24 protein-coding genes are annotated in these 23571 nt (G+C 45.5%); 18 read left to right on the top strand and 6 right to left on the bottom strand.

The genetic code is table 11. The annotated features are described in order from the left end of the window. Positions 1-41 precede the first annotated feature (41 nt). The 8 genes from F5613_RS02955 to F5613_RS02920 all read left to right on the top strand — a co-directional run bounded on the left by F5613_RS02955 (position 42) and on the right by F5613_RS02920 (position 7513). Positions 42-2537 (top strand): DUF4982 domain-containing protein, encoded by a 2496-nt coding sequence (locus F5613_RS02955; protein WP_179398629.1) that lies wholly within the window; start codon positions 42-44, stop codon positions 2535-2537. Between the two features lie 127 nt (positions 2538-2664). Continuing rightward, positions 2665-3423: a tRNA pseudouridine(38-40) synthase TruA gene (gene truA, locus F5613_RS02950; RefSeq protein ID WP_179398628.1), complete on the top strand. Its 759-nt coding sequence runs from the start codon at positions 2665-2667 to the stop codon at positions 3421-3423. Positions 3424-3426: 3 nt separating this feature from the next. Then, complete coding sequence (locus F5613_RS02945) at positions 3427-4326, top strand: DMT family transporter (RefSeq protein WP_179398627.1); 900 nt, start codon at positions 3427-3429, stop codon at positions 4324-4326. 7 nt (positions 4327-4333) lie between these two features. Beyond that, positions 4334-4966, top strand: coding sequence for a DUF3256 family protein (locus tag F5613_RS02940; RefSeq protein WP_179398626.1), 633 nt, complete (start codon positions 4334-4336; stop codon positions 4964-4966). A 107-nt stretch (positions 4967-5073) separates the two neighbouring features. Further along, positions 5074-5571: an RNA polymerase sigma factor gene (locus F5613_RS02935; protein ID WP_179398625.1), complete on the top strand. Its 498-nt coding sequence runs from the start codon at positions 5074-5076 to the stop codon at positions 5569-5571. Positions 5572-5575: 4 nt separating this feature from the next. After that, positions 5576-6073 carry a hypothetical protein gene (locus F5613_RS02930; protein WP_179398624.1) on the top strand — a complete coding sequence of 166 codons (498 nt, stop codon included), beginning with the start codon at positions 5576-5578 and terminating at the stop codon, positions 6071-6073. Positions 6074-6119: 46 nt separating this feature from the next. Then, a complete protein-coding gene (locus F5613_RS02925; RefSeq protein ID WP_068181154.1) occupies positions 6120-6575 on the top strand; it encodes a DUF6108 family protein in 456 nt (151 codons plus the stop codon). Between the two features lie 35 nt (positions 6576-6610). Beyond that, on the top strand, positions 6611-7513 hold the full coding sequence (locus F5613_RS02920) for an outer membrane beta-barrel protein (RefSeq protein WP_179398623.1): 903 nt from the start codon (positions 6611-6613) through the stop codon (positions 7511-7513). 7 nt (positions 7514-7520) lie between these two features. On the opposite strand, the gene F5613_RS02915 is transcribed toward F5613_RS02920, so the two are convergent. The 4 genes from F5613_RS02915 to F5613_RS02900 all read right to left on the bottom strand — a co-directional run bounded on the left by F5613_RS02915 (position 7521) and on the right by F5613_RS02900 (position 10046). Continuing rightward, a complete protein-coding gene (locus F5613_RS02915) occupies positions 7521-8081 on the bottom strand; it encodes a phosphatase PAP2 family protein (RefSeq protein WP_179398622.1) in 561 nt (186 codons plus the stop codon). Continuing rightward, positions 8075-8452, bottom strand: a complete 378-nt coding sequence (locus F5613_RS02910) for a diacylglycerol kinase family protein (protein WP_179398621.1) — start codon at positions 8450-8452, stop codon at positions 8075-8077. Before F5613_RS02910 ends, F5613_RS02915 begins: the two co-directional genes overlap by 7 nt. 115 nt (positions 8453-8567) lie before the next feature. After that, entirely contained in the window at positions 8568-9662 is a 1095-nt protein-coding gene (locus F5613_RS02905; protein ID WP_179398620.1) for a phosphotransferase enzyme family protein, read from the bottom strand. A 126-nt stretch (positions 9663-9788) separates the two neighbouring features. Beyond that, positions 9789-10046 (bottom strand): type B 50S ribosomal protein L31, encoded by a 258-nt coding sequence (locus F5613_RS02900; RefSeq protein ID WP_068180925.1) that lies wholly within the window; start codon positions 10044-10046, stop codon positions 9789-9791. 218 nt (positions 10047-10264) lie between these two features. Between F5613_RS02900 and F5613_RS02895 the strand changes: the two genes are divergently transcribed. From F5613_RS02895 to F5613_RS02855, 9 genes are all read left to right on the top strand, one after another. Next, complete coding sequence (locus tag F5613_RS02895; RefSeq protein WP_068180929.1) at positions 10265-11260, top strand: class II fructose-bisphosphate aldolase; 996 nt, start codon at positions 10265-10267, stop codon at positions 11258-11260. Positions 11261-11354: 94 nt separating this feature from the next. Then, positions 11355-12425 carry a tRNA 2-selenouridine(34) synthase MnmH gene (gene mnmH, locus F5613_RS02890; RefSeq protein WP_246303323.1) on the top strand — a complete coding sequence of 357 codons (1071 nt, stop codon included), beginning with the start codon at positions 11355-11357 and terminating at the stop codon, positions 12423-12425. A gap of 21 nt (positions 12426-12446) precedes the next feature. Further along, positions 12447-13046 (top strand): sulfurtransferase-like selenium metabolism protein YedF, encoded by a 600-nt coding sequence (gene yedF / locus F5613_RS02885; protein WP_179398619.1) that lies wholly within the window; start codon positions 12447-12449, stop codon positions 13044-13046. Between the two features lie 4 nt (positions 13047-13050). Beyond that, entirely contained in the window at positions 13051-14178 is a 1128-nt protein-coding gene (locus F5613_RS02880; RefSeq protein ID WP_179398618.1) for an aminotransferase class V-fold PLP-dependent enzyme, read from the top strand. Further along, positions 14162-14392, top strand: coding sequence for a DUF3343 domain-containing protein (locus F5613_RS02875; protein ID WP_079683542.1), 231 nt, complete (start codon positions 14162-14164; stop codon positions 14390-14392). Before F5613_RS02880 ends, F5613_RS02875 begins: the two co-directional genes overlap by 17 nt. Then, entirely contained in the window at positions 14373-15422 is a 1050-nt protein-coding gene (selD, locus tag F5613_RS02870) for a selenide, water dikinase SelD (protein ID WP_179398617.1), read from the top strand. Before F5613_RS02875 ends, selD begins: the two co-directional genes overlap by 20 nt. A gap of 69 nt (positions 15423-15491) precedes the next feature. Then, positions 15492-15887, top strand: coding sequence for a thiol-disulfide oxidoreductase DCC family protein (locus tag F5613_RS02865; RefSeq protein WP_179398616.1), 396 nt, complete (start codon positions 15492-15494; stop codon positions 15885-15887). Positions 15888-16034: 147 nt separating this feature from the next. After that, complete coding sequence (locus F5613_RS02860; RefSeq protein ID WP_179398615.1) at positions 16035-18125, top strand: KamA family radical SAM protein; 2091 nt, start codon at positions 16035-16037, stop codon at positions 18123-18125. 46 nt (positions 18126-18171) lie between these two features. Beyond that, a complete protein-coding gene (locus F5613_RS02855) occupies positions 18172-18711 on the top strand; it encodes a ferredoxin domain-containing protein (RefSeq protein WP_179398614.1) in 540 nt (179 codons plus the stop codon). A gap of 120 nt (positions 18712-18831) precedes the next feature. Here the strand turns inward: F5613_RS02855 and F5613_RS02850 are convergent, their stop codons facing one another. Further along, positions 18832-19452 (bottom strand): HU family DNA-binding protein, encoded by a 621-nt coding sequence (locus F5613_RS02850; protein WP_179398613.1) that lies wholly within the window; start codon positions 19450-19452, stop codon positions 18832-18834. 331 nt (positions 19453-19783) lie between these two features. Between F5613_RS02850 and F5613_RS02845 the strand changes: the two genes are divergently transcribed. Next, positions 19784-21817 (top strand): VapE domain-containing protein, encoded by a 2034-nt coding sequence (locus F5613_RS02845; RefSeq protein ID WP_179398612.1) that lies wholly within the window; start codon positions 19784-19786, stop codon positions 21815-21817. A 385-nt stretch (positions 21818-22202) separates the two neighbouring features. On the opposite strand, the gene F5613_RS02840 is transcribed toward F5613_RS02845, so the two are convergent. Then, entirely contained in the window at positions 22203-23348 is a 1146-nt protein-coding gene (locus tag F5613_RS02840; RefSeq protein WP_179398611.1) for an ATP-binding protein, read from the bottom strand. Between the last annotated feature and the right edge of the window lie 223 nt (positions 23349-23571).

Raw genomic sequence — 23571 nt, 5'->3', positions numbered from 1 at the left:
TGCGAAACAAGAAACTAATATTTAAACAATCAGTATCAAGCATGAGAAAAATTAATCTGGCATTATTTTGTTGGTTATGTATTCTGTCGGCAACTATGGCACAGGTACGGACCGAAATTCTTCTTGAAAAGAACTGGAAATTTACCAGAGAAGATAATTCCGGGGCAATCAATCCCGAATTTGATGATAGTAAGTGGCAGACTGTTACAGTGCCTCACGATTGGGCGATTTACGGTCCTTTCAGTTCACAAAATGATAAACAAGAGGTAGCCATAACCCAGGATGGTCAAAAGGAAGCCTTAGAACATGCCGGCCGTACAGGCGGACTTCCATTTGTTGGTGTTGGCTGGTACCGTACTTCTTTTGAACTTCCTCAGTTTACAAAAGGAAAAAAAGCTTCCATACTTTTTGATGGAGCTATGAGCCATGCGAATGTCTATATAAATGGAAAGAAGGTAGGCTACTGGCCTTACGGCTATAATTCATTCCATTTTGATATAACAGAATTTCTTAACCCGGGAGAAAAAAATACGATAGCCGTTCGTTTGGAAAACTATCCAGAGTCTTCACGTTGGTATCCCGGAGCCGGTATTTACCGGAATGTACATGTTATCGTAACAGAAGATGCCCACATTCCTATCTGGGGTACGCAGATTACTACGCCAGTTATTACAAAAGAATTTGCGAAGGTAAATGTGAAGACAAAACTAGTCCGCCCGTCGGCCTCGGCACCTGATCAATACAGACTGGTGACAGCATTGAAAGATGAGCAGGGAAGAACAGTTGCATCTCAGGAAAAAGTTCTTTCGTCTTACGACCAAGATCTTTTTACCCAGGAACTGGTTGTTGAAAACCCAGTGTGCTGGGATACAGAAAATCCGGTTTTATACACTGCCGAGTCAAAGCTTTATCAAGGGAATATTGAGAAAGATGTATATACAACTACTTTTGGAATCAGATCTATTGAGGTAATCCCCGACAAAGGGTTTTTCCTGAATGGCAAGCGAACTGTATTTAAAGGTGTTTGTAATCATCACGATCTCGGACCGTTAGGAGCTGCCGTAAACGATGCCGCAATTCGCAGACAAATCCGTATTCTTAAAGATATGGGATGTAACGCGATCCGTACATCACATAATATGCCTGCCCCCGAATTGGTACGTGCCTGCGACGAGATGGGGATGATGGTGATGGCCGAATCATTCGACGAATGGAAACACCCCAAGGTAAAGAACGGTTACAATCATCTGTTTGATGAATGGGCCGAAAAAGATATGGTGAATCTGCTGCATAACTATCGCAACAGCGCTAGTCTGGTTATGTGGTGTATCGGAAACGAAGTACCGGAGCAAGGAATTGAAGGCGGCTCTAAAATAGGCCGTTTCCTTCAGGATATCTGTCACCGCGAAGACCCTACGCGTCCAGTAACTCAGGGGATGGATCAGCCGCAACATGTACTTAACAATAACTTTGCAGCAGTAATGGAAGTGGCCGGATTTAACTACCGTCCTCATATGTATCAGGAAGCTTATAAAAAACTACCGCAACAGATTGTATTGGGAAGCGAAACCGCTTCAACTGTTAGCTCACGTGGTGTATATAAATTCCCGGTAGTAAGAGCCTCGATGAAGACATACGACGACCACCAGAGTTCTTCTTACGATGTTGAACATTGCGGATGGTCTAACCTGCCGGAAGACGACTTTATCCAGCACGAAGACCTGCCTTACGCCATTGGCGAATTTGTATGGACAGGTTTCGACTATTTGGGTGAGCCAACACCTTATTATACCAACTGGCCAAGTCACAGCAGCTTATTTGGTATTATAGACCTTGCCGGTATTCCAAAAGACCGTTACTACCTGTACCGCAGTCATTGGAATTCTAAAGAAGAAACGTTGCATATCCTGCCTCACTGGAACTGGAAAGGACGTGAGGGAGAAGTAACGCCAATTTTCGTTTATACCAACTATCCTTCTGCAGAGGTGTTCATCAATGGAAAGAGTCAGGGTAAACGCACCAAAGACCTTACCAAAACAGTACACAACACCGGTAGTAAAGAATCGCAGGAAGCATTCGAGCGTCAGCAACGCTATCGTCTGATGTGGATGGATACGAAGTACGAACCCGGTACGGTAAAAGTTGTTGCATACGATGAAAACGGAAAAGCTGTTGCCGAAAAGGAAATTCGTACTGCTGGAAAGCCTCATCGTATTGAACTGTCGGCCGATCGCAGCGAATTGTCGGCCAATGGAAAAGACTTGTCATTCATCAATGTGAGAGTGGTAGATAAAGATGGTAACCTGATCCCGGATGCCACCAATCAAATTGAATTTAAAGTGAAAGGTGCAGGATCTTATCGTGCTGCAGCCAACGGAAACAGTGTAAGTCTGGAGTTGTTCCATCATCCACGTATGAAGCTGTTCAGCGGCCAGCTTACTGCCATCGTTCAATCCGGCGATAAAGCAGGAGAGATTACCTTTGAAGCAACCACGAAGGGACTGAAAGGAGCAAAGCTGAAAATTGTAACAAAATAGTCACACGTTTCTGCTAAAGCATATATGAAAAGGAGAGGGTATCGGTAACACGGTATTCTCTCCTTCTTATTTTTGGAAAAGAAATTGCTACCTTTGCACCATCGTTTAAATAAACAGACAATCAATCGTGAATCGGTATTTTATTTATTTAGGTTACAACGGAAAGAATTACTGTGGATGGCAGGTGCAACCCAATGGAGTAACGGTACAACAATGTCTCGAAGAAGCACTTGGTATATTGCTTCGAAAACCGGTTCCTGTGGTAGGTGCCGGAAGAACAGATGCCGGTGTGCATGCCCGTTTGATGGTAGCCCATTTTGATTGGGAAACAGAAATAACCGATCTTTTTCATTTAGCCGGCAAATTGAACCGTCTGTTGCCCAAAGACATTGCCGTATACAATATTGTTCCTGTAGTATCTGATGCACATGCCCGTTTTTCGGCCACATCACGTACCTACAATTATTATATCACCGATAAGAAAGACCCCTTTAATCACGAAACTGTATATAAACTACCGGTGCAGCCCGATTTTGCAAAAATGAATGAGGCCTGTAGGGAATTATTCAAGTATACAGATTTCACCAGTTTCAGCAAATTACATACCGATGTGAAAACAAACAATTGCAAGATTATGCAAGCCGAATGGAAGCAGGATGGCGATGTTTGGATATTCACCATTCAGGCAGATCGTTTTCTGCGTAACATGGTAAGGGCAATTGTAGGCACGCTCCTTGAGGTAGGACGCGGCAAATTATCTATCCAGGGATTTCGGGATGTAATTGAACAACAAGACCGCTGTAAAGCCGGGACATCCGCACCGGGACATGCCCTTTTTTTGGTGAACGTTACCTACCCGGAGGAACTATTTATTAAAAACAACTAAGATATGTGGTTAGGCTTGGCCTTCGTTTCTGCCTTTTTATTGGGCTGTTACGATATAAATAAGAAGCTTTCTCTTAACGGGAATGCAGTAATTCCAGTGCTATTTTTCAATACTTTAATTTGTAGCATAGTCTTTTTGCCTTTTGTGGTGATCTCGGCATGGAATCCTCAGTTATTGGAGGGAACACTATTTTACGTACCAAAGGTTCCGTTATATGTACATGGCTATATTATTCTAAAGGCGGTTATCGTGCTTGCATCCTGGCATTTTGCCTATTTTGCAACCAAACATCTGCCACTCACATTAACCGGTCCAATTAAAGCAACTCAGCCGGTAATGACTTTATTAGGAGCATTACTTATTTTTCAGGAGCGGTTAAATGTATATCAATGGATTGGCGTTTCGCTAGCTATTTTCTCTTTTTATATGCTCTCTTCGTCCGGCAAAAAAGAAGGGATTCGTTTTACACACAATAAATGGATCCTTTGCATGGTACTATCGGCAGTTACCGGATCTATGAGTGGTCTGTACGATAAATACCTGATGAGCTTTATCGATCCCATGGCTGTTCAATCCTGGTATAATTTTTATCAATGTATCTTGATGATTTTTGTACTTGTATTTCTTTGGTATCCCGGCAGGAAGCAAACAACACCTTTTACCTGGCGCTGGAATATCGTACTGATATCTCTATTTCTTTGTGTGGCCGATTTTGTCTATTTCTATGCATTAAGTTTTCCGGATTCCATGATTTCCATTGTTTCTATGGTACGAAGAAGCAATGTGTTGGTTACATTTGCAGCCGGAGCGCTGTTCTTCCATGAAAAAAACTTAAAGAACAAAGCTGTCGATCTTTTCTTTGTGTTGTTAGGAATGATATTCTTATATTTGGGGACTAAATAAACAATAAATGAAAAAAATACTATTTGCCTGTTGTTTTATATTTGCATTAACAGCTCTGCGTGCGCAGGAGATGGCTTCTTTGTTCACCGCAATGCCCGATCAATATATTCCTCAGCTTGAGAATGCCTGGCGCAAGGACCTGGTCGATTTATATAATTCGGGAAAAGAGGCAAAACTGAAAAATACAATGGAGGGTTATTCTACTCTGAAGAAGCTCACCACCGATTATCTTTTATTACAGGTAACGGACAACAGCACTATGGAAATAAAGCGCCTTCCTCTTGTAAATAACACCTATATCATCTGCGTGGTTAATACGGTTTTTGGTCCGGCGGCCGACAGTCGTGTGGCATTCTTTACAACAGACTGGAAAAGCCTTGATGCAACCGATTTATATACTCCGGCAACAACCGACTGGTTTTTCAAAGAGGATGCCGACCGCAAAAGTGATGAATTCCTTTTTGCAGCATCCTGGCTGGATATTCAGCTTATACAGTATTCGCTAAGCGAAGACAATTTTACGATGAAGGCTACCTTTACAACACCACAATACCTAGGTAAAGAAGAACGCGAGAAAGTAGCCCCATTTCTCAAAACAGAACCTCGTATTTATACGTGGGAAAAATCTCACTTCAACTGATAAAAATGAACCTTCCCCAGTCTGAATATACTGCCGGAAGGTTTTTTTTTGAAAAAATCACCTCTTCATGTTATGTTTTTTCTTTTACTGCGTCTAATCAGTAAACAATGGAACTGGAAACATTCAAATCGACCGTATTGCCACTTCGGGATAAACTACTAAAGTATTCCGTGAAGCTGACTGACGATGGAGCCGATGCCGAGGATATCGTGCAGGAGGCTTTCCTGAAGCTGTGGTATATCCGCGATCGGCTGGATGGATACCAGAGTGTGGAAGCATTATCGGTTCAGGTGGTAAAGAACCTTTGTCTGGACAAACTAAGATCAAAACGTATGGACAGAATGCCTGAAAACAGCGAATCGATCCTTGCAGACACAGTGACCCCCGAACAATTGCTCGAGCAGCACGATGCTGTTGCAATAATCGGCCGACTTATTCAACAGCTGCCCACATTGCAGCAATGTATTATCCGGATGAAAGATGTAGAGGGATACGAATTAAGCGAGATTGCTCAAATTACGGGCACTCAGATAGAATCCGTCCGCGTCAATTTATCCAGAGCCCGTAAAAAAGTAAGGGAACAATTTTTAATGCTAAACAAATAGAACAATGAATATAGAGGAATTGCTGAACAAGTATTTTGAAGGCGAAACATCCGCCCAGGAAGAGCGAATGCTGCGCAGCTTCTTTTCGAAGGCAGATGTGCCGGAAGAGCTGGCTGTTTATAAGCCCCTGTTCGCCTACTTTGATCAGGAGATTGCCCGGAAAGAGACGGAACCGGAGTTAGCTACCGTAATTCCGATGCCAAAAGAAAAAAGGCGGTATTATTGGTTCTCGGTAGCGGCAGCCTGCCTGTTTGTAATGCTACTGGCCGGAAAATACTTTTTCCCTGCAAACAACGGCCTGCCGTGTTCTGGTAATTACGTGATCATCAACGGTCAGTGCTACTCCGACCCGGATAAAGTTCGTTCCATGGCTCTGGTATCTCTTCAGGAAGTAGCTACCACCCCCGATGAATACAAACATACCATGGATGTTTTTTCTGATAAGGAACTTATAGATAATCAACTAAAGGAGCTGGGCAGCTTGCTTGGCGACGAAGAATAAATACAACGTTATGAAACGGGCAGATATACATCTTACAAACAAAGCGATGAATAAGAAAAAATACACGCTGTTGCTGCTTCTGGCAGCGCTCCTGTTGCTTCCTGTGGCAGCAAATGCCCAGAAAGACCTTAAAATTCAGGAGGTTTTCCAACGGTACGGCAAAAACCGGAATGTAACTATGGTGGAGCTATCTAACGAAATGCTTGAAACCTATGGTATGACTCACTACAAAAGCATAACCATAAAAGAGGATGCCGAGGCACTCCGGTTTGTGAGGCGTTGCCTGGCTTCAGATCAGGAGGGAGCGCGCAAGATAAAGGAGGTGACAGATGGGGGAGGGGTTATTTCGGCCTATTACCAGATGCCATCGAAAGAGGCGGACATCAATCGGTTTATTCTTTTCAAAGTGAGCAAGAAAGGCGTTATAACGTTGGTTTACATAGAAGGCGATTTGGATAGCGACGACCTGATAACCCTGCTCTTTACCAAGAAAGATCTTTAATAAACAATAATAACAATATAATAAATAATATACAGATGAAAAAAGTACTACTATTTACGGCAGCTCTTATTTCACTTACTCAATTCGCGGCTGCAACCACAACTCTGGAAGGCGATACCACCATCCTGTTCAATAACAAACGCATCAAGGTTAGCGAGACGACAGACCGGGTAAAGGTGAAAGTGTACGAACTAACCAACTCTGGTGATTCTGTGGAAAGCGAAAAGGTATTTGAAGGTATCTACAAAGACGGACGCAGTTACGAGACACGCCGGAATACCAAATCCTTTACTATCTCCGTTCCATCCTGGAACAGAGATTACGATCCCCACTGGGCTGGCTTTGGTGTAGGATTTGCCAACTTTTCGGATGCATCCCTTAGCTTGAATGACGTGGACGGCGTAAGTCTGAATTCAGGTAAATCACTTGACTATAACCTGAATGTATTTGAAAAAGCATATCCTATCTCCCGCAACGGCTGGGCTGTTGTAACCGGTTTGGGAATGCGCTGGACGCGTTACAGATTGGATAAAAACGAATATTTCAAAGAAATAGGCGGAGTTACCACGCTGCTGCCAGCTCCCGAAGGAGTAACCTATAAATCCAGTAAGCTGGGAACTACCCACATCACTATTCCTTTGTTATTGGAATGGCAGAATCCACACCGTAAATCCGAACTGTTTTTCTCTGCCGGACTTGTTGGAGCCATCAAAACATGGTCGTCTTCCAAAGTAGTTTACAGAGATTCAGAAGGCGACAAGCACAAACAGAAAATGGATAGCGGGATGAATATCCGCCCCTTTAATATAGACGTGCTGATTCAGGGAGGTCTGGATAATGTAGGATTCTATGCCCGATACTCACCTATGACGATGTTTGAGAAAAACAAAGGTCCCGAATTACATCCGGTATCCATAGGTTTACAGTTTCATTTCTGATTGCGGACTAAAAACTAAGCGAAGCGTGGAAGCCGCAATGACGGTCGGTAACAACCGGACATAAAGACAAGGTATATTTTTCGGCAAAGGGGCGCGTATAGATGTACGCGCTACCGATGCCTATTGCTGCACCGGCTGCCACATCCCACCAATCATGTTTTTTTCCATATACCCGGCTCCATCCCACATACGACGAAACGAGATATGCCGGCACACCCCACTTCCAACCATAACGACGCTGTATAAATGCCGCTCCGGTAAAAGAGATGGAAGTATGGCTGGAGGGAAAAGAGAGTTTGTTGCTTCCATCCGGCCGCTCTTTCTGAACAATATACTTTAAAGCGTAAGTGGCTGCTACGGTAGTAACACCAGCCAGAGCGCCTTGTTTTAATCCTTCATAATCTTTCAGGGCCAGGGTGGTAACCAAACTTGCCATCGGGGTAACCATTGCCATCACATCTCCCGATGTACGGATATCCTCTCTGGATTGCCCCTTGGCAAACGGACTAATAATACCGAGCAGCAAAACAAACAGGCATACCCGGTTCCATATTCTTTGTTTTAACATAATGCCATAATTTTAGGAATAAAGATAAGTAATCCCACAACGGCAGCTGCAATGGCAACAATAAGTACCGCTCCGGCAGCCAGATCTTTCGTGTGCTTAATTGCCTCCTGATAGGCGGGTGATGCAAAGTCGCACAGCGCTTCGATGGCCGTATTGAAAGCCTCGGCAGCCAATACGCTTCCGATGGCAAAAACGATGGCGACCCACTCCATTGCCGAAAGTCCGAAACAGAATCCCGCCACTATAACACAAAGCGCAGCAAAGCAATGTATCCACGCGTTATGCTCCTCTTTGATTAGTTTGCCAATCCCTCTGAAGGCAAAGCCGAAACTGCGTATCCTTCTTTTAAAGGAAAACTTTTTCTTGCTCATATTACTATTATCCGGTTGCGATAGTACATTACAAAATACTACCTGTAAGTACAAAAGTAACTAAAAAGCCGTGCACGGGCAAACCCGGCACGGCTTTTTACTATGTTGAAATTAATTATAGCCAGGTCTGCATAAATCCATCCATCTCCGGAGCATGTGCCTCCAGGCTAAGCAACAGCTTAAATTGTGCTTTTGTACGGATCAGGTTATGTTTCGGACTGTGAATCTTATAATACGTATCACCATTGATATAGTCAGTCAGAAAACGGACCGTCTGCATGTAGGTAAGCAATCTGCCTCCATATGGCAGTAATTTAATTTCCTGCGGAGTAAGGAAGGCCTTGGCCGTTTCCATATAGCCACGGGTATAAGCCTCAAAAATCTCCAGATTCACTTCCACATTGTCCAGGTTCTCATCATCTTCCGCACCGGTGTTAGCTCCGGTACGGATAAAGTCGCCAATGTCCGAAAGAACAAAGCCCGGCATTACCGTATCCAGGTCAATTACACACAATACCTTGCCTTCTTCGTCAAACATAATATTGTTAACTTTGGTATCGCAGTGATTGGTGCGTTTTTTCAGTTTGCCTTCGCGGTATAACTCCTCCTGGATGCACATATCTTTGGCGCGTTTTTCAATTTCAGCAACCAAATCCTTTACCTCTTCCAGTCTGCCGGCAGCATTAGCTTCAACCGCATCGTGGAATTGCTTAAGACGGAATTCCATATTGTGGAAATTAGGAATTGTTTCACCCAGTGCATCTGCCGGAAGGTCAGACAGCATGGTCTGGAAATCGCCGAAAGCCTTTCCTGCTTCATAAGATAATTGGGGAGTAACCTCTTCAAAACTCTTGCTACGCGGAATAAACAGGCAAACCCTCCAATACGAATCACCGTCAAAATGATACAGCTTACCATCTTTTGCCGGGATAAAAGTAAGCACTTTGCGGTCTACATCCTGTTCGCCTCTGGCAACCAGCTTTTCGCGGATATGCGAAGTAACTGTGAAGATATTGTTTTGCAACATATCCACATTGGTGAAAATGTGATGATTGATTCGTTGAAGAATATACTTTATCTCGCCTTTGGAGTTGGTAACCTTAAGGGTGTCGTTAATGTGTCCATTTCCGAAAGGTACGGCCGATACCATATCTTCGTCAATTGCAAACTGCTTTAAAATGGCCATCAGCTGTTCGTTTGTTTTTTCCATGTGTTTTTTTTCTGTTTAAATTAAGTTATCAATGAAATGCAAAAATAGCGTTTATATTATTTATTCAACAAAAAAGCCTCAACAAAATTGCTGAGGCTTTTCTTTAGACGCTTTAAAAGCGGCTATTTATTTCTTCAATTCGCGTTTACCGTAACGGCTCATGAACTTATCTACGCGACCTGCAGTATCCACAAGTTTAGACTTACCGGTATAGAATGGGTGAGAAGTGTTGGAGATTTCCACCTTAATCAAAGGATAAGTAACTCCGTCAATTTCAATTGTTTCTTTAGCGTTAATTGTTGAACGCGTAATAAATACATCGTCGTTAGACATGTCCTTGAACACGACGGGACGATAGTTTTCAGGATGAAGTCCTTTTTTCATTTTTTTTATTGTCTATTATAATTATTACTTTTACTTAAGTGGTAACCGGTAATTGGCTGGCAAAGGTACAGAATAGAGTTGAACAATCAAAACAAAATAATTTATTTTTTGCTCTTTGTCATCTTTTGTATTATTTTATATGTCTTATAGCATAAAATTTTTTTATAAATGTTATCTTTGTAGAGTTTTTAATCATTAACGTAAAATTATATACAACAATGGTAAGTTACAAAGAGTTAGGTCTGGTAAACACAAAAGAAATGTTTGCAAAGGCTGTTGCAGGTGGATATGCTATTCCTGCTTTCAACTTCAACAACATGGAACAGATGCAGGCTATCGTTCAGGCTGCAGTAGCAACAAAGTCGCCTGTTATCCTTCAGGTATCTAGTGGTGCACGTAAATATGCAAATCAGACATTGCTTCGTTATATGGCTCAGGGTGCTGTAGAATATGCAAAAGAACTGGGTTGCGAAAAACCTCAGATTGTTCTTCACCTGGATCACGGAGATTCATTGGAATTGTGTAAATCTTGTATTGAAATGGGCTTTTCTTCAGTAATGATCGATGGTTCACACCTTCCTTACGACGAAAACGTAGCATTGACAAAACAAGTAGTTGAATACGCACACGCACACGACGTAACTGTAGAAGGTGAACTAGGTGTATTGGCTGGTGTGGAAGATGATGTTTGCGCAGAACACCACACATATACAGAGCCAGATCAGGTTGTGGATTTCGTAACCAAGACTGGTGTTGATTCATTGGCTATCTCAATCGGTACTTCACACGGAGCTAACAAGTTTACTCCTGCACAGTGTACCCGCGACGCCAACGGAATCCTGGTTCCTCCTCCCTTGCGTTTCGATATCCTGGAAGAAATCGAAAAGAGAATCCCCGGATTCCCTATCGTACTTCACGGATCTTCTTCTGTACCTCAGGACAAAGTTGCCACAATTAACAAATATGGTGGTGCTTTGGTTGATGCAATCGGTATTCCTGAAGAACAATTGCGCAGAGCAGCTGCATCTGCAGTATGTAAGATCAACATCGACTCAGACGGCCGTTTGGCTATGACTGCAGCCGTTCGTGAAATCTTCGCTACAAAGCCAGGTGAATTCGACCCACGTAAATATTTGGGCCCGGCTCGCGATAGCTTGAAGGAACTTTATGCAGACAAGATCAAGAATGTTCTTGGTTCAGCAGACAAGTTGTAATCCGTACAGATAATAATAATTAAGAAAGCCATCCCAGCAGGGGTGGCTTTTTTGTATTGAATTTGTTACCTTTGAAGGACCAATTTATATAGACATGGAAGATGTATTAATGGCCGATGATTTTTTGGAGCAAAGCAAGACCGGCATCCTGATTGATGTACGGTCGCCTTCCGAATTTGAGGCTGGACATATTCCCGGGGCACGTAACCTGCCCTTGTTCTCGGACAACGAAAGGGCCGAGATAGGGACACGCTATGTACAATATGGGAAAGACAACGCTGTAGAAAGGGGATTGGAGATTGCCGGCCCTAAACTGGCAGGGTTTGTTAAACAGGCCAGGCAATGGGCAGACGGCGCACCTATTTATATGTATTGTTGGCGCGGAGGCATGCGCAGCGGAAGCATGGCATGGCTTTTCCGTACAGCCGGACTTACAACCTATCTGCTCTCTGGTGGATACAAGGCTTATCGTAACTCCTTCGCCCAGTTGCTGGAAGCTCATCCGTGGCAGTTGCTGATACTGGGTGGACCAACCGGGTGCGGTAAAACCGAGGTGTTGCATCAGCTGCAACGTATGGAACAGCAGGTAATCGATCTGGAGAGACTGGCGCATCATAAAGGATCGGCTTTCGGATCATTGGGAGAAACCGCACAACCAAGCACCGAACAATTTACCAATCAGCTGCACGCTTTGATGCGTACCTTCAATCCGGCAAGACCGATCTGGTGCGAAGGCGAAAGTGCCAGCATCGGCAAGGTTGTTATCCCTTCCGCCTTTTATGCCCTGATGCTGTCGGCTCCGTTTTTGAACCTCGAGATACCTTATCAGGAACGCATAAGACATATACTGAATGACTACGGAACCTTTCAGCCCGACGAGCTGATTCTCTCCTTCCGTAAAATAGAAAAACGTTTGGGGGGCGAGGCTACCCGTAAAGCCATCGAGTGCGTAGAACAGCATGACCTTGAAAGCGCCGTTTGCATAGCACTTAGCTATTACGACAAAGGATACCGGCGTTCGTCGGGAAAGCAATGGCCCAATCAGATTCCGTGCTTGTGGGAAGATTCGGATCCCGCCGTTATAGCCCGTAAATTACTCGCTTTGTACGAAAACGGATGCAACGTAGGCATTGAACAGGTACAACAATTAGCGAAAATCAGATAAATTGAAGAAACAACAAAGAATATGAAACAGATAGATACCAGAGGACAACTTTGTCCCGCTCCCCTCATCCTGGCCAAAAAAGGCATCGAAGAGGCAACCGCCGGCGAAATAATTGAGATTCTTACCGACAATGATACTGCTTTGTGCAACCTCCGGAATTACCTTGCCGAACTGAAACTTACACCTCAGCTCAGAAGCGAAGGAGAGGTGCATACCCTTACCCTGGTCAAACCCGGTCGGCTTCCCGATACCTCCGGAGCCGAGCGCTTTTGTACCACACCCGGCAACGATTACATCGTCGTAATCAAATCGGATGTCATGGGCCAGGGCGATTCCCAACTGGGACAAATCCTCCTGCGGGCTTTTGTAAACTCGCTTAAAGAGGCGGCATTGCTGCCCAAAGCCATTCTCCTGTATAACAGCGGTATTAAAATAGCCCTTACCGGAACCGATACAGCAGCATCGTTGCAGGAGCTGGAAGAAAAAGGCGTAGCCATAATTGCCTGCGGAACATGCGTGGACTATTACGAAGTTAAAAATCAATTGGCTGTGGGCATGATAAGCAACATGTTTACACTTACACGCTATATGTCTGAAGCCGGTCACATTGTTTATCCCTGATCATATGAACTGTTATTTTGATAATGCGTCCACCTCTTTCCCCAAGCCGCCGGAAGTAGCATCCCGTATAAGCCGCTACCTAACCGACGAAGGGGGTACTTACGGACGGGCAGCCTACCAACGGGTTCACGAAGCAACCCGGCAGGTAGAACAATGCCGCGATGCCTTGTCGGCTTTACTCGGTGTGGCTGATCCCGAAAAAATAGCTTTTGCAAGCAATGCCACTAGTGCACTCAATACCCTGTTGCTGGGAATATCCTCGCGACCAACTGTTATATGGGTATCTCCCATGGAGCACAATGCCGTGATGCGTCCTTTATGGCATCTGCACCGCACACTGGGAATCCGCATGGAGGTACTGCCGGCAATGGAAGACGGCTCCATCGACACGGATGCGCTTGGTAAACTGCCGGCGGGAGAAGACAGCCTCTTTGTAATAAACCACCTCAGTAATGTGAACGGGGTAATACAGCCTATGTCCGAAATAAGCAGACTGGCTACCTCCAGGGGATGGAAGATCATACTGGATGCAGCACAGTCGTTGGGCGAAATACCGGTAGAAGCGGTAAACTGGAATATTGATTGTGTTGCTTTTACAGGTCATAAGGCGCTGATGGGACCTACCGGCACAGGTGGATTCTATTGTAAGTCACCCCAGGAACTCACCCTCACGCACTTCGGAGGAACAGGCAGCTTGTCCGATTCCTACGAAATGCCCGCCGAGATGCCGGACCACTTTCAGGCGGGAACACCCAACGTGGCTGGAATAGTGGGGCTGCTTTCTGCCCTTGAGAACAGACCTGCAGCCTGTCACACTCCATCGGATGTACTGGCATGTATGCGTGAGTTGTCCAAACTTCCGGGAATAAAGATTTACGGAGCCAAACAATCCGACCAGCAAGGCGAGCTGTTTTCCTTTACCCATCAAAGTCAGCCGCCCGCAACCATTTCTCAAAAGCTGTTCGAACGGCACGGAATCGAAACCCGGTCGGGATTGCATTGCGCACCGCTTGCCCACCGTACCCTGGGAACCTTTCCGTCGGGTACCGTACGTATCGCCCTGTCGCCCTACCATACGGTAGCCGATTTAGAAAACCTGATTAAAGCAATAGCCGATGTCGCAACCAACTAAGACAGCTGTTTTTAAGACAGCCCGAATGGTAATCAAGGCCGACAATGCCTGCAGGCAGTCCGGATTAGCCGTAAAGGTTATACCGGTACCTCCCTCGGTATCGTCGGATTGTGGTATGTGCCTCGAAATTGCAGCTGCCGAAGTAGAGCCGTTCAAGGCTCTGATGGCATCCCTAAACATTGAAATGAAGATCTATGACAACAACCTCATTTGACTTATTAAGCACCTCCGCCTACGGAGGCTGTTCGGCAAAACTTTCGCCTACAGCACTTTCCGAACTTTTATCGGACATCCCTCTTATAAAGGATGCCCGTATCATGGTGGATATCGAAACGCACGACGATGCCGGAGTCTACAAACTAAACGACGATACCGCACTTATTGTAACCACCGATTTCTTTCCGCCGGTCTGCTCCGATGCCTACACTTTCGGACAGATTGCGGCAGCTAACGCCCTGAGCGATGTGTATGCCATGGGAGGTACCCCTTTGCTGGCTCTCAATATCACCCTCTTTCCATCCAAAGACATACCCCTCGGGGTACTTGGCCGTATTCTGGAAGGCGGTCAGGACAAAATAAACGAATCCGGAGCCTTCACCATGGGAGGACACACCATAGACGACACTCCGCCAAAATACGGACTGGCTGTGGTAGGTACCGTTCATCCCGATAAACTGATAACCAACGCCGGACTTACACCCGGGCAGCTGCTTATCCTGACCAAACCTCTGGGAGTAGGAGTGCTGATGGCGGCACAACGTATGGGCATGGCGGACGAGGAGGCCTATAATGAAGCCATCCGGCAGATGAAACTCCTTAACAAAGCCGGGGCATCCTGTATGCAATTGGCCGGAGTGAAAGGCGCAACTGATGTAACGGGCTTCGGGTTGCTGGGACATGCCCTTAAAATGGCGGAAGCATCCCATGTAACTTTGCAACTGTCGCTGGCTTCGCTTCCTGCAATACCACAGGCACTGTCGCTATTGCAGTCGGGTTGCATCCCCGGAGCCGCCTTCCGTAATGCCGACTTTGTAAAAGAGCATGTCTTTTATGCCCCCTCCTGTACGGTAGAACAAAAGATGCTGGCCTGCGATGCCCAAACCTCCGGCGGATTGCTGATCGGGGTGGATGCTCATAAAGCCGATTGGTTGTTGCAGGAGCTTCAGGCTACTTCGCTTCATCCCCAGGCAGCTATTATTGGAGAAGTGCTTCCCCGCCGCAACAAAGCCATCTATTGTCAGTGATGGATTGAACATATGGCTTTTCCCATCTGTTTTTGAATTACTTGCCATTTCAGGTGGCGACAAAAACATATGGGAATAGTTTTATTTGACGGTGTCTGCAACCTATGCAACGGAGCGGTGCGGTTTATTATTAAACGCGACCGTTTCGGTAAATTCCGTTTCGCCTCTTTACAGTCGGATGCCGGCAGAGCTTTGCTTGAGCGATACGGGGTTACGCATTGGGGAACAGACAGCATCGTGTATATACCACAACAGGGAGATGCGTTCCGCGAATCTTCGGCCGTACTTTATATACTGAAAGAGCTCGGGCGGGGCTGGCAATTGTTCTTTCCGCTCATTCATTTACCCACCTTCCTGCGGGACGGAATCTACCGTTTTATTGCCCGAAACCGCTACAGATGGTTCGGGAAAAAAGAAAAATGCATGCTGCCTTCGGATACCACCCGTTCACGCTTTATTGAGTGATGAAATTACAAAAGGTGACTTTTTCCGCTATTTAATGCCGTTATTATACATTTCTGTTCGGGATTATGCATTATTTTATGTATATTTGTTGACAAACGTGCATTTTGTATGTACATACATCCACAAAACAAATAACAAAAATAGCGTATGACGAAAAAGAATTTGACGACTTCAGACATTACCCGTTTAAAAAAAATGTATGCGAAACACCTCCCGTGGCTGGTAAGTCTGGCGGAAGGATCTGCAGCCTGTAATGATTTTAAAAACCGTTTACAGGCCGCACTGAACACACATCAGACCGATAATGCCGTAGTGCGTACAATTTCACGTCTTATCAGCTACGATGGATCAGTTATAAATGAACTTTCTACCGGACAAGAGATCCGGGTAGAGACCCTTTCTAATCTCTGGCAGTTCCTTAGGGGAGAGATTATCTGTGATACTCATACCGATCTGCTACTTGATCTGTATCACCAGTTTGCAGCTCTTACCGAAAAACCGGAGATTAAGGATGATATAGCCTGGATGAAAAGACAGATGAATCGATGGCAGACGGGCCTCGATAAAGAGGTGCTGGCCATCCGTGTAGCCAACCGCGAACGGATTATTAAGGAGCTTATCAAAAAAATTGAGCGCCAGCATGGAGGAAGTTCCAGGTACCAGTTTGAAGAAAGTTTTAATTTCGAACAAAAGTATGCCAAAGTTTGCGAATGGTGGAAACTAAGTCATTTCCACTTGTCTATGGCTATCAAGTCACCAACGGAACTCAACACCTTTCTTGGCAACTCATTGCCGGAGCATACCATGCGGTTGCTTACCGATGCCCGCAAAAAGAAGATGCCTTTTTTCGTAACACCCTACTACCTCTCGCTGTTGAATCCCACAGACGCAGGCTACGACGATGCCACTATTCGTACCTACATCCTCTATTCGCAGGAGTTGGTGGATACCTACGGAACAATCAAGGCCTGGGAGAAGGAGGATATCGTGGAGGCTGGCAAGCCCAATGCGGCCGGATGGATGCTTCCCGAAGGACATAATATCCACAGACGCTATCCCGAAGTGGCCATTCTGATACCCGACTCCATGGGAAGAGCTTGCGGGGGACTATGTTCCGTTTGTCAGCGGATGTACGATTTCCAGAGCGAGCGGCTCAATTTTGATCTGGAAGCATTAAAACCAAAGGAGAGCTGGGACAAGAAACTTCGTCGCCTTATGCATTATTTTGAGGAAGATTCGCAGTTGCAAGACATCCTGATCACCGGAGGAGACGCCCTGATGAGTCAGAATGCCACCCTGCGCAAAATATTGGATGCCGTATATAAGATGGCCTTACGGAAACGCAAAGCCAACGAAGGCCGGCCCGAAGGCGGGAAATATGCCCAACTGCAGCGGGTACGTCTCGGTTCGCGCCTGCCAGCTTACCTGCCCATGCGTGTAAACGACGAACTGGTCGAGATTTTGCGCGAATTTAAAGAAAAAGCTTCTGTAGCAGGCGTAAGCCAGTTTATTATTCAAACCCATTTTCAGTCGCCGCTGGAGGTAACCCCCGAAGCACGCGAGGCAATCAAAGCTATCCTGTCGGCGGGGTGGACTATCACGAACCAACTGGTATATACTGTTGCAGCTTCCCGTCGCGGTCATACTGCCAAGCTTCGCCAACTGCTCAACACCATGGGAGTGGTTTGCTACTATACCTTCTCCGTAAAAGGATTTCAGGAAAATTATGCCATGTTTACACCCAACTGCCGCTCGTTGCAGGAGAGTGAAGAGGAAAAGATATTCGGACGGATCCCGTCTGAGAAGATTGGCGAACTGAACAACCTGATTAAAGGAACGAAAGATCTGGGCAGGAATCTTACTCATTTCCTGAAAGACAACCACCTGTTGTTTGCCGCGACGGACCGCAGCGTACTTAACCTTCCGGCTATCGGCAAGAGTATGACATTTGTTATGGCAGGCATTACGCCCGACGGCAAACGTATCCTGAAGTTCGAACACGATGCCACCCGCAGGCACAGTCCCATCATCGATCATATGGACCAGGTTTACATTGTAGAGAATAAGTCGGTTGCCGCCTACCTGAGGCAGTTGCAGTCCATGGGCGAAGATCCGGAAGCATACAAGAGCATCTGGTACTATACCGACGGCAAAACGGAGCCCCGATTCCCCCTGTTCGAATACCCGGAATTTTCCTATAAGGCTACCGCTACAGTCACAAACCTGCAGTTGGAGTAAAGCAAATCCGGCAATTTTAGTTAAGTTTGCCGAAAATACAAGAACTATGATTGTAAACGAACGCGAATCGAGGCACGAACATGTGCTGCAGGTAGGTCGTCAGATGATGACGGCTGCCCGCACGGCTCCCAAAGGGAAAGGTATTGATATTATAGAGGTAGGGATGGTGACCGATCAGGATATCGTACGCCTCTCGGAAGAGATGGTACGTTATTCGGATGAATCGGGTATGAAGTTTTTGCTGCGCGATGCAGAGAACCTTCAACAGGCTGAGGCGGTAATCATTATCGGAACTGCCCAGAAAGTACAGGGACTGAACTGTACCCATTGCGGTTATGCCACCTGTGCCGAAAAGCCAGATGCCGTACCTTGTGCCATCAACACCATCGATGTGGGTATTGCCGTGGGATCTGCCTGTGCAACGGCGGCCGACTGCAGAGTGGATAGTCGTGTAATGTTTTCGGCCGGCATGGCGGCACAGCGGCTTGGCTATCTGGGCGATTGTACCTGTGTGATGGCTATTCCCATCAGCGCATCATCCAAAAATCCATTCTTCGACCGCAAACCAAAAACACCGGTTCAATAAAACCGATTTATAGCAAAACAATCTGTCATCCATCATTTTTAGGGAGACTTCCCTTTATGGATGCGGAGTTTGAAGATGACAGATGCAAGGTGACAGATCACCTGCATCTGTCATCTCTCATTATTTTTCGGCGGCTGCCGGTTGTGTTGCCCGTCTGTATTCCGTCTGATTACCTCTGCCCAGCCTTATAAGGACTCCTTGCTCCACATACTCGTTCAGCTGTTGGATAGCCTTATTCTTTAATTGACCGGTAAGTTTGGAATAGTCGGTTCGTTTAATGTACGGATTCTCATCCAGGTACTGTTCCAACAGCTTCCTGCGATAAATAGCTCCGTAGGGTGTCGAATTGTTAAAGCCGGACTCAGATCTTTCCAGATCGAAGTTCAATTGCCTCGATAACCAGGCAGAGCCTTTAAAATTTAGTCCTGATACTGAAATGGACGGCGACCGGATCTCACTTTTTGTCATAACCTGACGTTTGGCCTTTAGCTTAGGCGATAAAGTTCCCAAAGTACCCCATTCCACATTATAACCTTCCGAAACGCGCAAAAGCATCTCCTGGGTATATTCCTCCAGCACACCCTGAATCTCTCCCCGGCTAAAACCTGTTCGCTGGGCAATGGCATCCACTATCTTGTCGGCTTTGATCGTTCCCTTCGATACGGCACGGGGATGAAGTGGTTTTTGGTTTCCATCTTTTTCGGGATTGGGGTTTTCACGCATGTCATAATAGATACTCATAACTTTATACTTGTTTTATTACCTTTTTACTCCAACAATAAGGTCGTTTCATCGGGATGATTAGATGTTAATCAAAGATATATTCTTCGTCTCTCAGCTGAGGGACATTGATCACTCAGTTGGAGGACATTGATCACGCAGCTGTGTGACCATTGTCCCCCAGATGGAAGACGAAGAAGTTCTCACATGCAAATATACTAAACTATTAAGTAAAAACAGCTAATTTAAAAGTAATAATTATTTTGCTCCGGAGAGCTCTTTCGTGCGCATATTATTTGTAAAACCAGGCATACGGGTAGTACCTTCACGAAAACAATTAAAAATTAATTCCATGAATATTAGTTATTTTAAAGAATCTACAGTGAAAAAAAGTATCCGCAACATTTCGTTTGCAGATGTAATGGAGTGTATGCAGGAAGAACCGGGCAGGGCAAAAGCCGGCCTGCTTGCAAAACGACTCAAGGGAGCCAGTCTGCTTTGTACCTCGACATTTGCCTTGAAAGACGGATTGCGGGTGCCGACAAACTACAACGGCGTGGTGGTGCTGCAGGTTAGCAATCTTACCGGTCCGGCCGAGGCAAGTCTGGTTAAACAGACGGCAGCCGAGTTGCCCCAAACCCTGGCGGCCTATGCCGATACCTGCGGTACACGGGTTTATATATTGGTACTCTTTACACGGCCCGACGGTGCACTGCCCCGTACCGAAGAGGAGGTTAAGTTGTTTCATGCCCATGCACACCGCAGGGCTGTCAGGTTGTATCAGGGACAAATCCCTTTTCCCGTTGACACCGGCGGCGATACCCCCGAAGTAAGCTGCCCTTTTGTACACGATGCCACCCGTTACTATGCACCCCAGGCAAAACCTGTGCTGCAAAGTCAGCCCACCGAAATGCCGGGCGAAGCTACCTGGCAGGAAGCTGTGCAGGCCGACAACGATCCGCTCAGGCGGCAGATGCCCGGATACAGCCGTACCGATCAGCTCTCCCTATTATTCGAAACTTCGTTGAAGTCGGCCCTCACCCAATGTGGTCCACCGGAGGATACAAACCTTAAACCCCTGCTGGTTTTGTTGGCAACCAACTGTTTCGGATCCGGCATTCCGGAAGAAGAGGCGGTACAGTCGGCTTTGCTTCACCTGCAACTTAAATTACGTGAAACCGAGGTGCGCACCACCTTTCGGAATGTGTACGGCAAGAACAACGGCTTTGGCGAGAAAATCTGCCTGGCTGCAGAGCAGCTGTTGGCGCTGCAGACCGACGAGTTTATGAAGCGGCGCTACGAACTTCGGTACAACACCCTGAAGGACGAAGTAGAGTGCCGCGAAAGAGGCCTGTACAGCTACGACTTTGTGAAGGTAAATCCCCGACTGTTAAACAGCATTGCCCTGAACGGACAGGAGGAGGGCATCAAGATGTGGGACAGAGATGTGAACCGTTATATTTATTCTGACCGTGTGCCTCGCTTTTCACCCATCGACCATTACCTGTATTCGTTGCCTGAATGGGACGGAAAAGACCGTATCCGCCCTCTGGCCGAAACCATCCCTTGTAACAACCCCCACTGGCGCAACCTTTTCCACCGCTGGTTTCTGGGGATGGTGGCACAATGGCGGGGTATCAATAAGAAACATGCCAACAGCACGGCTCCACTGCTTGTTGGAGCCCAGGGCACAGGTAAATCCACCTTTTGCCTGAACCTGCTCCCTCCGGAGTTACGTGCCTATTATGCCGAAGGGGTAGATGTGGGCAATAAGCGTAACACCGAAATGTACCTTTCGCGTTTCGCCCTGATCAACATGGACGAATTCGATCAGGTAAAGGAGAGTCAGCAGGGCTTCCTGAAGCACGTCATGCAGAAACCCGTTGTAACCATCCGCAAGCCCCATCAGGCTTCGGTGGAATCGTTGCGCCGTTATGCCTCGTTTATCGCCACCAGTAACCACTACGATGTGCTTACCGACACCTCGGGTAGCCGGCGGTTCATCTGTGTCCGCCTTACAGGTCCCATCAGTTACCGTGAGAAGATCAACCACGACCAGTTGTATGCCCAGGCCATGCATGAAATAAAAAGAGGCGAACGCTACTGGTTTGAGGGTCCGGAAGAGGCTATCCTGTCGGAGACCAACAAAGAATTTCAGGTACAGGTCCCTGCAGAGCAACTGTTTCTGCAATTTTTCCGTGCCGCCGAATCCACAGAGAAAGGAGAGAAGCTCCTTGCCGTTGAAATACTGGGCCGCCTGCAAGAGAAAAAACTCTTTAATCTGTCGGCCACCAAAATCATCCATTTCGGCCGCATCCTGCACAAACACCAAATCCCTTCCAAAAGAACCCAAACCGGAACTATATACCATGTAGTAGAGAAATAAGCAATCCCCCTAGCTCGGCATTCAATTGAATGCCGGGATGGGGGGGTACTGTTATAGACGAGAATTAAGAAGCTTTGGTGGGATACAAAGGTCACCATATAAGCCTGAATATGGCTAATTGGATAGAAGAGGGATTGCTCGAATAAGCTGATAAATAAGGAGTGTCCGAGTGACTTTCCAAACAGCGGTACAATTCCGCTGAGGTTAGAAAGTTACTCGGACACGCCACAAGTATAGTAAATACTTTTGAAAATCAAAAGTTGGAGCAAGGGGGTAACTTAGAGTTACATCCTTGTTAAAGTAAAGAGTGTTCTGAGTTCTTTTAATGCTGTCAATTATGAGGTGGTGTAAAGATAAGGATGTAGAAGGAACTGTGTTTTGAATTTTATTTGTTCCACGACATCACCTCTCCATATGAGGTTTTCATTGACTTATCCCCAGCATAAATAGCAAAACATTGTTCGGGTGCTGCACCTGATAGTTTTGCCCATTTGCTGATACCTTTAAAATAGTCGGATGTGTAAGTTGCTCCGGATTTTATTTCGTAGGCATTCTGCTTGCCTGCGATTGTTTGGAGTAAATCAATCTCGTTACCTGTGCTGTCTCGCCAAAAGGTCAAGTTTGATTCTTCTCCTTTATTGAGAGACTCTTTAATAAATTCATTGATAACCAAATTTTCAAATAAGCCTCCTCTTAGAAAGTGAGTTGACACTTGTTCAGCACTCTTTATATCCAATAGTGAGCACGCCAATCCTGTATCATGAAAATAAAGTTTCGGACTTTTAACTAATCGCTTTGCGTAGTTATTATGGTCTGGTTTGAGAAGATATGCGATATAGCTTGCTTCGAGTAACGACATCCATGCTGTTGCTGTCGATACAGATATTCCACATTCATTTGCTAATCCGGACAAATTAAGCAATTGTCCGATACGACCTGCACATAGTTTGATAAAGCGAATAAATTTGCTCAAATCGCCAATATTTTTCATCAGACGAACATCTCGCTCCACATAAGTTTGAATGTAGTACGGATAGTAATCTGTTGGAGTAATATTTTTATCGTAAAGACGAGGATAAGCTCCTTTGTATATCTCTTCATCAATTGTTGGGGGTAGTATATTACCTGTTTGCATTTCGTGATGTGAGAATGGTAACAAGTTCAATATAGCTGTTCTCCCTGCAAGTGATTGATTAATGCTTTCCATTAACAGAAAGTTGTGCGAACCCGCTAATAGATACATTCCTTCCTTATTTTCTTTATCAACGTGAGTTTGTATGTACGAAAACAGTTCAGGAACTCGCTGCACTTCGTCAATAATCGTTTTGTCGGGATAGGTTGCCAAAAAGCCCCGTGGATCTTCTGTCGCAAACAGCCTCATATCCGGGTCTTCGAGCGACACATAGTGATATGTAGGGAATGATGTTTTGAGTAAAGTCGATTTACCCGACTGTCTCGGACCCGTGAGGGTTACAATCGGATACTTGGTTGTCATATCTAACAGCTTGGTTTTTAATACTCTTTCTATCATGGTAATTCTGTTTATTGCAAAGTTGCGATTAAAAAGTGAATTTGCAAATATTTTGCCAAAAAATTAATTATTAGACGAATACAGTATTGTTTTACTTCTATATATAATCACTGTTTTTGAAACTCCTCAAAGGTCTGTTTTAGATAATAGTACGATTGATTCAAAGAAAGGAAATAATATTTATATCTAATATGTGAAAATATCAAGTCTATATTGTATTTTT

Origin of the sequence: Macellibacteroides fermentans (genome assembly GCF_013409575.1) — a bacterium.
Lineage (GTDB): Bacteria > Bacteroidota > Bacteroidia > Bacteroidales > Tannerellaceae > Macellibacteroides > Macellibacteroides fermentans.
Note: the sequence above shows the minus strand (reverse complement) of the source record. Positions and strands in the feature narration are given on the sequence as shown.

Coding starts and splice junctions, on each gene's coding strand:
- F5613_RS02930 (WP_179398624.1), top strand. CDS start 5,576: ATGAATATAGAGGAATTGCTGAACAAGTATTTTGAAGGCGAAACATCC.
- selD (WP_179398617.1), top strand. CDS start 14,373: ATGACAACAACCTCATTTGACTTATTAAGCACCTCCGCCTACGGAGGC.
- F5613_RS02940 (WP_179398626.1), top strand. CDS start 4,334: ATGAAAAAAATACTATTTGCCTGTTGTTTTATATTTGCATTAACAGCT.
- F5613_RS02850 (WP_179398613.1), bottom strand. CDS start 19,452: ATGAGTATCTATTATGACATGCGTGAAAACCCCAATCCCGAAAAAGAT.
- F5613_RS02935 (WP_179398625.1), top strand. CDS start 5,074: ATGGAACTGGAAACATTCAAATCGACCGTATTGCCACTTCGGGATAAA.
- F5613_RS02955 (WP_179398629.1), top strand. CDS start 42: ATGAGAAAAATTAATCTGGCATTATTTTGTTGGTTATGTATTCTGTCG.
- F5613_RS02905 (WP_179398620.1), bottom strand. CDS start 9,662: ATGGAAAAAACAAACGAACAGCTGATGGCCATTTTAAAGCAGTTTGCA.
- F5613_RS02920 (WP_179398623.1), top strand. CDS start 6,611: ATGAAAAAAGTACTACTATTTACGGCAGCTCTTATTTCACTTACTCAA.
- mnmH (WP_246303323.1), top strand. CDS start 11,355: ATGGAAGATGTATTAATGGCCGATGATTTTTTGGAGCAAAGCAAGACC.
- F5613_RS02915 (WP_179398622.1), bottom strand. CDS start 8,081: ATGTTAAAACAAAGAATATGGAACCGGGTATGCCTGTTTGTTTTGCTG.
- F5613_RS02840 (WP_179398611.1), bottom strand. CDS start 23,348: ATGATAGAAAGAGTATTAAAAACCAAGCTGTTAGATATGACAACCAAG.
- F5613_RS02900 (WP_068180925.1), bottom strand. CDS start 10,046: ATGAAAAAAGGACTTCATCCTGAAAACTATCGTCCCGTCGTGTTCAAG.
- F5613_RS02910 (WP_179398621.1), bottom strand. CDS start 8,452: ATGAGCAAGAAAAAGTTTTCCTTTAAAAGAAGGATACGCAGTTTCGGC.
- F5613_RS02875 (WP_079683542.1), top strand. CDS start 14,162: ATGTCGCAACCAACTAAGACAGCTGTTTTTAAGACAGCCCGAATGGTA.
- F5613_RS02860 (WP_179398615.1), top strand. CDS start 16,035: ATGACGAAAAAGAATTTGACGACTTCAGACATTACCCGTTTAAAAAAA.
- yedF (WP_179398619.1), top strand. CDS start 12,447: ATGAAACAGATAGATACCAGAGGACAACTTTGTCCCGCTCCCCTCATC.
- F5613_RS02880 (WP_179398618.1), top strand. CDS start 13,051: ATGAACTGTTATTTTGATAATGCGTCCACCTCTTTCCCCAAGCCGCCG.
- F5613_RS02925 (WP_068181154.1), top strand. CDS start 6,120: ATGAATAAGAAAAAATACACGCTGTTGCTGCTTCTGGCAGCGCTCCTG.
- F5613_RS02895 (WP_068180929.1), top strand. CDS start 10,265: ATGGTAAGTTACAAAGAGTTAGGTCTGGTAAACACAAAAGAAATGTTT.
- F5613_RS02945 (WP_179398627.1), top strand. CDS start 3,427: ATGTGGTTAGGCTTGGCCTTCGTTTCTGCCTTTTTATTGGGCTGTTAC.
- F5613_RS02865 (WP_179398616.1), top strand. CDS start 15,492: ATGGGAATAGTTTTATTTGACGGTGTCTGCAACCTATGCAACGGAGCG.
- F5613_RS02855 (WP_179398614.1), top strand. CDS start 18,172: ATGATTGTAAACGAACGCGAATCGAGGCACGAACATGTGCTGCAGGTA.
- F5613_RS02845 (WP_179398612.1), top strand. CDS start 19,784: ATGAATATTAGTTATTTTAAAGAATCTACAGTGAAAAAAAGTATCCGC.